At 64.1% G+C, this 13,277-nt stretch carries 10 protein-coding genes; 6 read left to right on the forward strand and 4 right to left on the reverse strand.

What is annotated here, in order from left to right:
• Positions 1-63 precede the first annotated feature (63 nt).
• Positions 64-3,453, reverse strand: a complete 3,390-nt coding sequence (locus JL811_RS11330; RefSeq protein WP_202688731.1) for an indolepyruvate ferredoxin oxidoreductase family protein — start codon at positions 3,451-3,453, stop codon at positions 64-66.
• A 162-nt stretch (positions 3,454-3,615) separates the two neighbouring features.
• On the opposite strand from JL811_RS11330, the gene JL811_RS11335 reads away from it, so the two are divergent.
• From JL811_RS11335 to grxD, 4 genes are all read left to right on the forward strand, one after another.
• Positions 3,616-4,509, forward strand: a complete 894-nt coding sequence (locus tag JL811_RS11335) for a LysR family transcriptional regulator (protein ID WP_202688732.1) — start codon at positions 3,616-3,618, stop codon at positions 4,507-4,509.
• A 494-nt stretch (positions 4,510-5,003) separates the two neighbouring features.
• On the forward strand, positions 5,004-7,166 hold the full coding sequence (purL, locus tag JL811_RS11340) for a phosphoribosylformylglycinamidine synthase subunit PurL (RefSeq protein WP_202688733.1): 2,163 nt from the start codon (positions 5,004-5,006) through the stop codon (positions 7,164-7,166).
• A gap of 114 nt (positions 7,167-7,280) precedes the next feature.
• The gene (locus JL811_RS11345; RefSeq protein ID WP_202688734.1) at positions 7,281-7,523 is read left to right on the forward strand and encodes a BolA/IbaG family iron-sulfur metabolism protein; all 243 of its coding nucleotides are present in this window, start codon (positions 7,281-7,283) and stop codon (positions 7,521-7,523) included.
• Positions 7,524-7,650: 127 nt separating this feature from the next.
• On the forward strand, positions 7,651-8,010 hold the full coding sequence (gene grxD, locus JL811_RS11350; protein ID WP_202688735.1) for a Grx4 family monothiol glutaredoxin: 360 nt from the start codon (positions 7,651-7,653) through the stop codon (positions 8,008-8,010).
• A gap of 134 nt (positions 8,011-8,144) precedes the next feature.
• Here grxD and JL811_RS11355 read toward each other — a convergent pair whose 3' ends face one another.
• From JL811_RS11355 to JL811_RS11365, 3 genes are all read right to left on the reverse strand, one after another.
• Positions 8,145-8,510, reverse strand: a complete 366-nt coding sequence (locus JL811_RS11355; protein ID WP_202688736.1) for an MliC family protein — start codon at positions 8,508-8,510, stop codon at positions 8,145-8,147.
• Between the two features lie 89 nt (positions 8,511-8,599).
• Positions 8,600-8,986 carry a cell division protein ZapA gene (locus JL811_RS11360; protein WP_202688737.1) on the reverse strand — a complete coding sequence of 129 codons (387 nt, stop codon included), beginning with the start codon at positions 8,984-8,986 and terminating at the stop codon, positions 8,600-8,602.
• A complete protein-coding gene (locus JL811_RS11365; RefSeq protein WP_202688738.1) occupies positions 8,979-9,689 on the reverse strand; it encodes a hypothetical protein in 711 nt (236 codons plus the stop codon). The genes JL811_RS11360 and JL811_RS11365 overlap by 8 nt, the downstream gene beginning before the upstream one ends.
• A 342-nt stretch (positions 9,690-10,031) precedes the next feature.
• Here JL811_RS11365 and tkt point away from each other — a divergent pair, with 342 nt between their 5' ends.
• Together tkt and gap are read left to right on the forward strand one after the other, a co-directional pair.
• Positions 10,032-12,053, forward strand: coding sequence for a transketolase (gene tkt / locus JL811_RS11370; protein ID WP_202688739.1), 2,022 nt, complete (start codon positions 10,032-10,034; stop codon positions 12,051-12,053).
• 222 nt (positions 12,054-12,275) lie between these two features.
• Positions 12,276-13,277 carry a type I glyceraldehyde-3-phosphate dehydrogenase gene (gene gap / locus JL811_RS11375; RefSeq protein WP_202688740.1) on the forward strand — a complete coding sequence of 334 codons (1,002 nt, stop codon included), beginning with the start codon at positions 12,276-12,278 and terminating at the stop codon, positions 13,275-13,277.

Genomic DNA, 13,277 nt, shown 5'->3' on the forward strand with positions numbered 1-13,277 from the left:
TCTCGATGATCCGCCCGTTATGACAAAGGTCTGTAACGGGGATTTGACGCCCGCCTGCCCGCGTTACTCGGCGGCGATGGCGGCAGCAGGCTGGGCCCATTGCGCCATGATGGCCGCGCGCCTTTTCGCGGCCTTTCCGGCATTGGCCTCCTTGACCGGGCCGAAACCCCGGATCGACAGCGGCAATTCGGCCCATTCGCGCGCAAGGCTTTCGCGGGCGGGCGTGATTTCGGCAAAGACCCGGTCCATATCCGCCTCGAACTCCGCGATCAGCGCATGTTCCATACGCCGTTCGGCGCTGCGCCCGAAGGGATCGAAAGCCGTGCCCCGCAGCCCCTTCATCCGCGCCAGCAGGCGGAAGGCCGGGATCATCCAGGCCCCGAAGGCGCGTTTCTTCGGTCGGCCCTGCGCGTCCTTGCCCGGCAGCATCGGCGGGGCAAGGTGGAACTCGGGGCGCAGATCGCCCTCGAACTCGGCCCGCGCGCGGTCCAGCGTCGAAAGATGCAGGCGCGCGACCTCATATTCATCCTTGATCGCCAAGAGCTTGTGATAGGATCGTGCAACAGCGTCGCGCAGCGGTTCCGGGGCGCGGTCAACCATGGCCAGATAGCGGGCGGCCAGCGCCTCACCCTGATAGGCGCGCAGATGATCGGCGCGGAAGGCGACCGGGTCGACCGGCACCGGGGCCTCGGGCCGGATCAGCCGCGCGGCCTGTTCGGGATGCAGAACCGCCCAGCGACCAATCGCGAAGGCGCGCGAATTGGCCTCGACCGCCGTGCCGTTCAGTTCGATGGCACGCAGGATCGCCTCCTCGGGCAGCGGGATCAGGCCCTGCTGGAAGGCCGCACCGAAGACCATCATGTTGGAATAGATACTGTCGCCCAGCGTGACGCGCGCCAGATCCGAGGCATCGAAAAACGCCACACGATCTTTCAGTCTTGCTTCAAGAGACAGCCGTAACCGTTCGGAAGGAATACGGAATTCGGTATTTTGCGTGAATTCCCCGGTGATGATTTCATGGCTGTTGATCACGCCACCGGTCCGCCCGGTCGTCATCAGGCCCAGCGTCTTGCCCCCCGCCGAAACCACCAGATCACCGCCGATCACTGCATCGGCCTCTCCCACCGCGACGCGGATCGCCGTGATATCCGCAGGCCGTTCGGCAAGGCGGCAATGGATATGGACCGCGCCGCCCTTCTGCGCCAGCCCGGCCATTTCCATCATGCCCGCACCCTTGCCCGCGACATGGGCCGCCATGGCAAGGATCGCCCCCACCGTCACCACGCCGGTGCCGCCCACACCAGTCAAGACCACATTCCATGTTCCTGATATAACAGGAAGAACCGGGTGCGGCATATCGGGAAGGTCAAGCGTGGCCGTCGCGGACTTGCGCGGCTTCGCGCCATGCAATGTGACGAAGGACGGGCAGAACCCGTTCAGGCACGAGAAATCCTTGTTGCAGGAGGACTGGTCAATCGCGCGCTTGCGCCCCAGCTCGGTTTCCAGCGGCACAAGGCTGACGCAGTTCGACTGCACCCCGCAATCGCCGCAGCCTTCGCAGATATCGGGATTGATCCAGACCCGGGCATCGGGATCAGGGAATTGGCCCTTCTTGCGGCGGCGGCGCTTCTCGGCAGCACAGGTCTGAATGTAAACAATGGCCGATACACCCTTGATCTGGCTGTATTTCTTCTGAACATCCATCAGCGCGTCGCGGGTGTGGAATTCCAGCCCCTTGGGAAAGGCGGCAAGGTCGACATCCTCTTTCGGGTCATAGACCACCGCGACATGCGCCACCCCCATCGCCAGCAGTTCCCGGGTGATCCGCGTGGCCTCAAGCCCGCCCTCATTGGTCTGCCCGCCGGTCATGGCAACCGCATCGTTGAACAGGATCTTGTAGGTGATATTCGTGCCTGCCGCGAGGGCCGCGCGGATCGCAAGGATGCCGGAATGGTTATAGGTTCCGTCGCCAAGGTTCTGAAAAACATGGGACGTTTTGGAAAACGGCGCCTCGCCGACCCAGTTCAGCCCCTCACCACCCATATGGGTCAGCCCCGAGGTGCCGCGATCCATCCACAGCGCCATCGTGTGACAGCCGATGCCACCGCCCGCCCGCGCGCCATCCGGCAGGCGGGTCGAGGTGTTATGCGGACAGCCCGAGCAGAACCAGGGCAGGCGCGCGGCCAGATCGGTTGCATTATCGGATCTTTGCGACTCCCGGATCCGGGCCAGCGCGCCCTCCAGCGGTTCGGATCCCAGCCCCTCGGCCAGCAGGATCTGGCCCAGTTTCTCGGCAATCATCACCGGATCCAGCGACATCTGCACCGGGAACAGCACCTCGGCCTCGGGGCCGCCCTTGCGCCCGCCCCAGACGCGCCGCCCCTGCCGGTCATCAAAGATGGCTTCCTTGATCTGCACCTCGATCAGCTTGCGCTTTTCCTCGACCACGACAATCAGCGACAGGCCCTCGGCCCAGTCATGGAACCCGTGCATGTCCAGCGGCCAGCTTTGCCCGACCTTGTAGGTGGTGATCCCCAGCGCCTCGGCCCGGGCAGCGTCGATGCCCAAAAGTCCCAGCGCATGGGTCAGGTCCAGCCAGTTCTTGCCGGCCGCCACAAAACCGATCTTCGCGCCCGCCCGGCCCCAGACCCGGCGGTCAATGCGGTTGGCACGCGAAAACGCCTCGGCCGCGAAGCGCTTGTGATTGACCAGCCGGTCCTCCTGCGGGATCCAGTGATCGCCCAGCCGTATGTTCAGCCCGTCGGGCGGCAGGTCAATTTCGGGCGTCACGAAGGACATGCGGTCCAGCGCCGTCTCGACGACCGAGGTCGCCTCGACAGTGTCCTTCATCAGTTTCAGCCCGACCCAAAGCCCCGAGAACCGCGACAGCGCATAGCCGTAAAGCCCGTAATCCAGGATCTCCTGCACGCCCGCAGGCGACAGGACCGGGATCGAGACATCGACACAGGCCCAGTCCGACTGATGGCAGGTGGTGGAACTTTCGCCGGTATGGTCATCGCCAAGCGCCATCAGCACCCCGCCATGGCGCGCGGTTCCGGCAAGGTTGGCGTGGCGCATCACATCGCCCGACCGGTCCACCCCCGGCCCCTTGCCATACCAAAGGCCGAACACCCCGTCATAGCGGCCCGTCCCGCGCAGTTCGGCCTGCTGGCTGCCCCAGATCGCAGTGGCGGCCAGATCCTCGTTCAGGCCTGACTGAAAGGTGATGTCGGAGGCCTCCAGTAGTTTCTTCGCCCGCATCATCTGCTGGTCCACCGCCCCCAGCGGTGAGCCGCGATACCCGGTGCAAAGCCCCGCCGTATTCAGCCCCGCCGCCCGGTCGCGAGCCTTCTGCATCAGCATCAGCCGTACCAGCGCCTGCGTGCCATTCAGCAGCACCGGCGATTTTTCGAGGTCAAACCGGTCAGCCAGAGATATATCCTGCCTGCTCATTATGCACCTCCCCTTGCGAAACGAGCCCTTTTGACCATGATAGGTCAAAATAGCTGACCTATAAAGGGAAATTTTGCTCCCGAAAGGTCATTTACATGTCAGCATAGCACAGTAGGTAGGGAAGCAACCGTTAGCGCCGGACATTGTGACAAAGGTTGCGGGATGGATTGGGACAAGCTTAGAATATTCCACGCGGTGGCAGACGCGGGCAGCCTGACCCATGCCGGGGACACGCTGCATCTGTCGCAATCCGCTGTCAGCCGCCAGATCCGCGCGCTGGAGGAGACGCTGAGCGTCACCTTGTTTCATCGCCATGCGCGGGGGCTGATTCTGACCGAACAGGGCGAATTGCTGTTCGAGGCGACGAAATCCATGACCAAGCGGCTGGAGGCGGCCTCGGCCCGCATCCGTGACAGCGAGGATGAGGTTTTCGGCGAATTGCGCGTGACGACGACCACGGGCTTCGGCACGCTTTGGCTCGCGCCCCGCCTGCCCGCGCTTTATGAGAAATATCCCAGCCTCAAGATCGACCTGATGCTGGAGGAACGCCTGCTGGACCTGCCCATGCGCGAGGCCGATGTTGCGATCCGCATGAAGGAACCGTCACAGGCCGATCTGATCCGCCGCCGGCTGATGAATATCCGGATGCGGCTTTATGCAACGCCCGAATATCTTGAAATGGCGGGCACGCCGCTGACCATGGCTGATTTCGCCTCGCACCGGCTGATCTGTCAGCAGGCCGGGGCGGCGCAGGTGGCGGCGGGCGCACAGCTTGTCCAGCAACTGATGACCAATGACATTCCCTCGACGCTGACGGTGAACAACTATTTCGGCGTTCTGCAGGGCGTGCTGAGCCATCTGGGCATCGGCGTGCTGCCCGATTACCTGACCGAGGATTTCCCCAAGCTGGTCCGCGTGCTGCCGGATCTGGAATCGAATGAGGTTCCGGTGTTCCTTGCCTATCCCGAGGAACTGCGCCAGTCCAAGCGCGTCGCGGCCTTCCGTGATTTCGTGACCGAGGAAATCTTTGCCTATCGCCAGCGGCAGCGCGGCTGAGGCCCGATTGAGGCCCGGAACGGGCACTTCACAATCGGTTCAGATTGCGGTGCAGCACTTATAACCACATCATATTGCAGCAAAAAACCGGCCATGCACAAAGTGCATACCGGAAATGCCGCAGCTGCGACACGGTATTTCTTGCGCCCGGCATTCCCAAAGCCTAAATCCAGCTTCGAAGGCGGCGACAGATTTTCTCTTGCAGCCTTCATACCTCCCTGTTGGACTTCGGCCGAGCTTTTGCTCGGCCTTTTTTTTGGCCCGGCCCGGCCCTGCCCGGGATTTGGGCGATCAGACCCTGCCCTGACCAAGGATGCGGCACCGCAGCAACGCAGATGCAGCATTCCAGCGCCTTCGCCCTGCGCCAGACACCCCGGACCGGTCCTGACCATACGAATCGCGCAGGCCCCGCCCTCTGGCCCCCGCTCGCCCCTTTCCCTTTGGCGGGCTTTGTCCTAAGAGCCGCGCAGAGGATGATCCCAGGGGGCAATGCCATGACCGAACCCGCCATCACACCCGAACTCATTGCCGCGCATGGGCTGAAGCCCGATGAATGGGAGCGCCTGCTGGGCATCATCGGACGGGAGCCGACATTCACCGAACTGGGCATCTTTTCGGCCATGTGGAATGAACATTGCTCCTACAAATCCTCGAAGAAATGGCTGCGCACCCTGCCCACCACCGGCCCGCAGGTGATCTGCGGCCCCGGAGAGAATGCGGGCGTGGTGGATATCGGCGATGGTCAAGCCGTGATCTTCAAGATGGAGAGCCATAACCATCCGTCCTATATCGAACCCTATCAGGGCGCGGCCACCGGCGTGGGAGGCATTCTGCGCGACGTCTTCACCATGGGCGCGCGCCCGATTGCGGCAATGAATGCACTGTCCTTCGGTGAGCCCTCCCATCCCAAGACCGCGCATCTGGTCAAGGGGGTGGTCGAAGGGGTCGGCGGCTATGGCAATGCCTTTGGCGTGCCGACCGTGGGCGGCGAGGTGCGGTTTCACCGCTCCTATAACGGCAACTGCCTTGTGAACGCCTTTGCCGCCGGTCTGGCCGATGCCGACAGGATTTTCTATTCGGTCGCCTCGGGTGTCGGCATGCCGGTTGTCTATCTGGGCGCAAAAACCGGGCGTGACGGGGTCGGCGGCGCCACCATGGCATCGGCCGAATTTGACGACACGATTGAGGAAAAACGCCCGACCGTGCAGGTCGGCGACCCTTTCACCGAAAAGCGCCTGCTGGAGGCCTGTCTGGAGCTGATGGCATCGGGTGCCGTGATTTCCATTCAGGACATGGGGGCTGCGGGCCTGACCTGTTCGGCCGTGGAAATGGGCGACAAGGGCGGGCTGGGGATCAAGCTGCAACTCGACGACGTGCCGCAGCGCGAGGCGAACATGACCGCCTATGAAATGATGCTGTCGGAGTCGCAGGAACGCATGTTGATGGTCCTGAAACCCGAGCTGGAGGATGTGGCCCGCGCGATCTTCGTCAAATGGGATCTGGATTTCGCGATTGTCGGCGAAACCATCCCTGAGGACCGTTTCCTGATCCTGCATGGCGATCAGGTGAAGGCCGATCTGCCGCTGTCGAAACTGTCCTCCTCGGCGCCCGAATATGACCGTCCCTGGGTGGAAACCCCGCCCGCTGCCCCCTTGGGTGAGGTGCCGCAGATCGGCGCAATTGACGCGCTGCGTGCGCTGATCGGTTCGCCCTCCTATGCGCATAAATCCTGGGTCTGGGAGCAGTATGACAGTCAGGTCATGGCCGATACGATCCGCGTGCCCGGGCTGGGTGCGGGCGTGGTGCGGGTGCATGGCACGGGCAAGGCGCTGGCCTTCACCTCGGATGTGACGCCGCGCTATGTGAAGGCCAACCCGTTTGAGGGCGGCAAGCAGGCCGTGGCCGAGGCGTATCGCAACCTGACCGCCGTGGGCGCGCGACCGCTTGCGACAACCGACAACCTGAATTTCGGCAATCCCGAAAAACCAGAAATCATGGGACAGCTTGTCGGCGCGATCAAAGGCATCGGCGCGGCCTGCACGGCGCTGGACATGCCCATCGTGTCGGGCAATGTGTCGCTATACAATGAAACTGACGGCAAGGGCATCCTGCCCACCCCCACCATCGGGGCGGTGGGTCTGCTGGACAGCACCGCCGATCTGATTGCGGGTCAGCCGCAAGCGGGCGATATCGCGCTGGTGATCGGCGAAACCGCAGGCCATCTGGGCCAGTCCGCCCTTCTGGCCGAGGCTTTCGGGATCGAGGCGGGCGATGCGCCATCGGTCGATCTTGAGGCCGAAAAGCGCCATGGCGATTTCCTGCGCGCGATGCGTGGTCATATCCGCGCCGCAACCGACCTGTCGGATGGCGGGCTGGCGCTGGCGGCGTTTGAAATGGCCGAAGGGGCGGGTCTGGGCCTGATCCTTGATGCGGGCGATATCCCGACGCTGTTCGGGGAAGATCAGGCCCGCTATCTGCTGGCCGTCAGCGCCGAAGGCGCCGCCGTGATCGAGGCTGCTGCCCTGACAACCCCGGTGCCGGTGCAGCGCGTGGGACTGTTTGGCGGTGACAGCGTGACACTGGGCACAGACGCGGCCCCGCTGGCAGAACTGTCGGGCCTTTACCGCTCGGCCCTCGCCCGCGCCATCGGCGGCTGATGCCCTCCCGGGGCCGGGTTGACCGGCCCCGCCCTGCCGCCCGATCCCCACGCCATACCTTGCAGCCCTTGGCCACCCGTCCTAGATTGGATGCGAAGGACAGGAGACCACCAGATGCCCATGGAAGGCAAGGATATCGAGGCGCTGATCCGGGAAACCTTTCCCGAGGCGCAGATCACCATCACCGACCTTGCCGGAGACGGCAATCACTGGGCGGCGGAAGTGATTGACGAAAGTTTCAAGGGCATGAACCGCGTGCAGCAGCAGCGCGCCGTCTATGCCAGCCTCAAGGGCCGGATGGACGGGGCGAATGGTGAATTGCACGCCCTGGCGCTGACCACCAAGGCCCCGGATTGAACAGCCTTTGGGATACCGTTCTCATCCTGAACTGGTGGGGGGATATCCGGGGCTATCTGAAATTTGGCGGCGGGTATTGGCGGCGCAAACGCCGGATAGACCGCTGGAGAACCGAAAAGGACAAGACATGACCGCGCAGGACCAGATCAAGGACGTGATCGAAAAAAACCCCGTCGTGCTGTTCATGAAGGGCACGAAAGCCATGCCGCAATGCGGTTTTTCTAGCCGTGTGGCCGGGGTGCTGAATTTCATGGGGGTGGAATATCAGGATGTGAACGTCCTTGCAGATGCCGAGATCCGGCAGGGCATCAAGGATTTCAGCGACTGGCCGACCATCCCGCAGCTTTATGTGAAGGGTGAATTCGTCGGTGGCTGTGACATCATCACCGAAATGACGCTATCGGGCGAACTCGACACGCTGCTTGAGGCGAAAGGTGTGGCCTATGACAAGGCCGCCGCCGAGAAGATCCGCGAAGCGAACGCCTGATCTGCAAGGGGCCTTGACCAGATCGGGGCCTGACCTGTGTGGGATGGGGGCTGAGGCAATCGCGGCCCCTGCCCTGCCCGGTGTGCCTGAGCGGCCTGCCACTCCCCTTGCGCGTCCCGTCCCCGGTTAACGCATCACTCTGCCGCGCGGCAGTCCTGCAGCAGTGGAGTCTCGCTGCCCTCGGTGCCGTCCTTCCAGTAAAGACTGGCCACCTTCCCCTTTGTCCACCAGACATAGCCCGACCCGCCCGAGGGCCATGCATAGCGCACGCCTGACGCGGCGGGTTCGGCATAAAGCGAAATCTGCCGCCCCTCGACCGTCAGCACGACAACCGAATCCGCCCCGGCGGTGACATAGGCCACCGGCACGGACACACCGCGTTCGCAGCCATAGGTCACAGTGTTCAGCGTCAGATCCTCGGCCCCGGCCGGTGCGGGCAAGGCAAGGCCGGAACCTACGAGAAACAGGGCAAGGGCTGTGAAGGGGCGCAAAAGATGCATGGGACGCTTTCTTGAAATTCACTGGGGCGGTCAGCCCGGCCCGGGAGTTGCCCCCTGCCGCCTTTTGCCGCCGCGCCAGTCGGGCTCGGTCAGGAGGCGGCGAGGGCCGCCGATTTTTCCTCGATCTCGGCGGCAAGCGCCTCGGTGCGGGCGGCGATCTCGGCAAGGTTTTCGGCCATCTGCGGCGGGATCACCGGCACCTCGACGCGCTGCGGCGCGGGCGCGGGCTGGGTTTCCAGTTCGGCCACCCTTGCCCGGAGCACCCGCAATTCATCCTCGACCGCCGCCGTGCGGTCGGCCAGCATCAGCCCCGCCATCAACAGCAGCCGCGCCTCGGGCAGGCGGCCCATCTGGGTGACCAGCGGCTGCGCCTCAGCATCCAGCATCGCCGCCGCCGTGCACAGGAAATGCTCCTCCCCTTCCTGACAGGCGACCGAGAAACTTTTGTTCCCGATGGTGATTTCCAGTTCAGCCATGGGCGCGGACCTCCTCGATCAGGGGTTCAAGTTCGGCAAGGATCTCATCCAGTTCGGCCAGATCGACATGGCGCGTGGCACGCAGCGCCTCCAACTCGGCCAGCATGGCCTTGTTCACCAGATGCGGCTCGGCCACGCCTTCGGCCGCGGCCTCATGCAACACGCGCAGATGTTCGCGCAACTGGATCGTGGTCTTGCGCATGCGCTGCAATTCCAGCCCCTGCACATCCAGTTGCCGCGTCATCTTCTCGACCTTGGCAGTCAGGGCAGCGGGGGCTGTGGCCACCTCGGCATCGCGCGCCTTGCGCAACTTCGCATTCAGCTCGGTCGCGGCCGCCTTATCAGCGGCCAGCGCATCGCGCAGGCGCTGGATTTCGGCGTCCTTTTCCCGCAGGCTGCGTTCCAGCCGCGCGATCTCGGCCCCGTCGCTGCGGATGACCGGGGCGGGTGGCGGCGGTGGCGGCGGGGCGGCGGGCATCCCGGCGGGTTTGGCGGCAGCCTCCTGCGGCCCATCGGTCAGAACCGGCCCATCTGTCAGAACCGAAGGCCGCGCGGGTATCGGGCCTTCGCCATCATGGCTCGCAACCCGCTCGGCCAGCAGCGCCTCTGCCCGGGTTGAAAGCTGTTCAACCCCCGTGCCGATCCGGCCCAGTGCCGCGCTGATCCGGCGCTCCAGTTCTGCGATCGCGTCGTGATCCTGCATCGCCTCTGCCTTTCCTGTTTCTTTGCGCCGCGTCCCTGTCGGGCCATGGCAGCGAGGCCCCGAATCGCACCCGGGTCCCGTTTCGTCAAGTTTAGCCCAAAGCAAAGCGGAATTGCGCCCCCCCTTTGCCATCAAGGCCTTGCCCGATACGCTTGATCTTGCCGACAGGACTGCTAATCACGCAGAACCGGCGCAAGACCGGGCCGCGACAGGATGTTGCGCGCCTTTTGCGCCGCGCGCATCATGCCGGCCAGAATGCCGGTGCCGGTGCCGGCCCCAGCGGAAGATCCGCGCCCGTCAGTTGCCAGTGGGCCCCGCGCCCGTCACATGAAGGACATTGCCTTGGATATCGCGACCCTGCGCCAGCGCCACCCCGATCACTGGATGAAAGCCTGCGCCATCCGCACCCTGACGCTGGATGCGGTCGCGGCCGCCAATTCCGGTCATTCCGGCATGCCGATGGGCATGGCCGATGTGGCGACGGTGCTGTTCGAAAAACATCTGCGTTTCGATCCCTCCGCCCCGCGCTGGCCGGATCGTGACCGCTTCATCCTGTCGGCGGGCCATGGGTCGATGCTGATCTACAGCCTGCTCTATCTGACCGGGTATGAGGATATGACGCTGGAGCAGATCCGCAATTTCCGCCAATGGGGCGCGATCACGGCGGGCCATCCGGAATATGGCCATGTGACGGGTGTAGAAACCACCACCGGCCCGCTGGGTCAGGGCATCGCCAATGCCGTGGGCTTTGCCATGGCCGAGGAATCCCTGCGCGCGCATTGGGGCAAGAAACTGCAGGATCACCACACCTGGGTGATCGCGGGTGATGGCTGCCTGATGGAAGGCGTCAGCCAGGAGGCGCTTGGCCTTGCCGGCAAGCAGCAATTGTCGCGGCTGATCGTGCTGTGGGACAATAACGGCATCACCATCGACGGGAAGGTGTCGCTTTCCGACATCACCGACCAGAAGGCACGTTTCGCCGCCTCGGGCTGGGATGTGTTCGAATGTGACGGCCATGACCCCGAGGATATCGACCGCGCACTGAGCGCCGCCAAGGCCAGCCCCCGCCCCGCCTTTGTCGATTGCAAGACGCATATCGCGCTGGGGTCTTCGGCGCAGGACACATCCAAGGGCCATGGTGCGCTGACCGATGCCAAGCTGATTGCCGATACCAAGTCCGCCTATGGCTGGGATCATGCCGCCTTTGAAATCCCCGCCGCGATCAAGGCGCAGTGGGAGGCGATGGGCGAACGCGGTCTTGCCGCGCGCAAGGACTGGGAGGCACGTCTGGCCGCGCTGTCCGAGGGCAAACGCGGCGAGTTTGAGCGGATCTTCCGCGCCGAAGCGCCCGCGAAACTGGCCTCGGCCATCCGCGCGGTCAAGAAACAGGCCGTGGCGGACATGCCGAAACTGGCCACCCGCGCAGCCTCGGAAAAGGTGCTGGCGGCGGTCAATCCGGTGATGCGCGAAACCATCGGCGGATCGGCGGACCTGACCGGGTCGAACAACACCAAGACGCCGGATCTGGGCGTGTTCACGCCCGAGGACCGCAAGGGCCGCTATGTCTATTACGGTATCCGCGAACATGGCATGGCGGCGGCGATGAACGGCATGGCCCTGCACGGCGGCATCCGGCCCTATGGCGGCACCTTCATGTGCTTCACCGATTACGCCCGCCCCTCGATGCGGCTGTCGGCCCTGATGGGCCTGCCGGTCACCTATGTCATGACCCATGACAGTATCGGGTTGGGCGAGGACGGACCGACCCACCAGCCGGTCGAACATCTGGCGATCAGCCGCGCCACGCCGAATATGCTGGTGATCCGCCCCGCCGATATGGTCGAAGTGGCCGAGGCATGGGAAATCGCGCTGTCCTCGCAAAAGACCCCCGCCGTGCTGGCGCTGAGCCGTCAGAACCTGCCTGCGGTGCGCAAGACCCACAGCAACCGCAACATGGTGTCGATGGGCGCCTATGTGCTGGAAGAGGCGGGCGCGAAACGTCAGGCAATCCTGATGGCAACCGGGTCCGAGGTCGAAATCGCCCTGAAGGCCCGCGACCTGCTGGAGGCCGAAGGCATCGGCACCCGCGTCGTCTCGATGCCCTGCTGGGAACTCTTTGAAGAACAGCCCGACGCATGGCGCCGCAAGGTTCTGCCGCCCGGCCCGGTGCGCGTGGCCGTCGAGGCGGGCGTGCGCATGGGCTGGGACCGCTGGCTGTGTGGTGAGGGCGGGCGGCGTGACAAGGCTGGATTCGTGGGCATGGAGGGCTTCGGCGCCTCGGCCCCGGCGGACCGGCTTTATCGTGAATTCGGCATCACCGCTGAGGCGGTCGCCGCCAAGGCCAAGGCGCTGCTGGGACTTTGATCTTTATCCGCAGGGGGGCTCTGCCCCCCTGCACCCGAACTCCCTCCCGCAGGGGGGCTCTGCCCCCCTGCACCCCCCGGGGTATTTCCGCCAAGAGAAAGCCCATGTTGGCGCTAACGGCGAAAGTTTGCGCTAACATGATGAAATAACGTCGCTTTTCGACTTTGATCAGTCAGGCTTCGCGTGTAGTTACCCCGCATCCTTGGACGCGGGAGACAGGCCATGACCATCACCATCGGCATCAACGGATTCGGGCGGATCGGGCGCTGCACGCTGGCCCATATCGCGGAATCGGCACGCAATGACGTGCAGGTTGTCGCGATCAATGCGACCGGGCCGATCGAGACCAATGCCCATCTGCTGAAATACGACTCCGTCCATGGCCGCTTTCCGGGCACGGTGCGGGTCAGCGATGGGGCGCTGGATCTGGGGCGCGGGCCGATCCGGGTGATGTCGACCTACAACCCGGAAGACCTGGACTGGGACGGGGTGGATGTCGTGCTGGAATGCACCGGCAATTTCAATGACCGCGACAAGGCGGCGGTGCATCTGGGCCGCGGCGCCAAGCGGGTTCTGGTCTCGGCCCCGGCGAAACGCGCCGACAAGACCGTGGTCTACGGCGTTAATCATCGCCAGCTGACGCCCGAACATCTGGTCGTCTCGAACGGATCCTGCACCACGAACTGTCTTGCCCCGCTGGCCAAGGTTCTGAATGACGCGATCGGCATCGAAAGCGGCATCATGACGACGATCCATTCCTATACCGGCGACCAGCCCACGCTGGACCGCCGCCATGCCGATCTTTACCGTGCCCGTGCCGCTGCGATGGCGATGATCCCGACCTCGACCGGGGCGGCCAAGGCCCTGGGCGAGGTTCTGCCCGAACTGGCCGGAAAACTGGACGGAACCGCGATCCGCGTGCCCACGCCCAATGTCTCGGCGGTCGATCTGACCTTCATCGCCGCAAAATCGGTGACCGTGGCCGAGGTGAATGAGATCGTGCGCGAGGCAGCATCGGGCTATATGGGCATGGTTCTGGCCTATGATCCCGAACCCAAGGTCTCGATTGACTTCAACCACACGCCGCATTCCTCTATCTTTGCCCCGGACCAGACCAAGGTCGTGGGCCGCTCGGTTCGGGTGCTGGCATGGTATGACAATGAATGGGGCTTTTCTTGCCGCATGGCCGATGTGGCCGGGGCAATGGGGCGGCTTCTTCAGTAA

Source organism: Szabonella alba (genome assembly GCF_016765775.1).
In the GTDB taxonomy this organism is placed as follows: Bacteria; Pseudomonadota; Alphaproteobacteria; order Rhodobacterales; family Rhodobacteraceae; genus Szabonella; species Szabonella alba.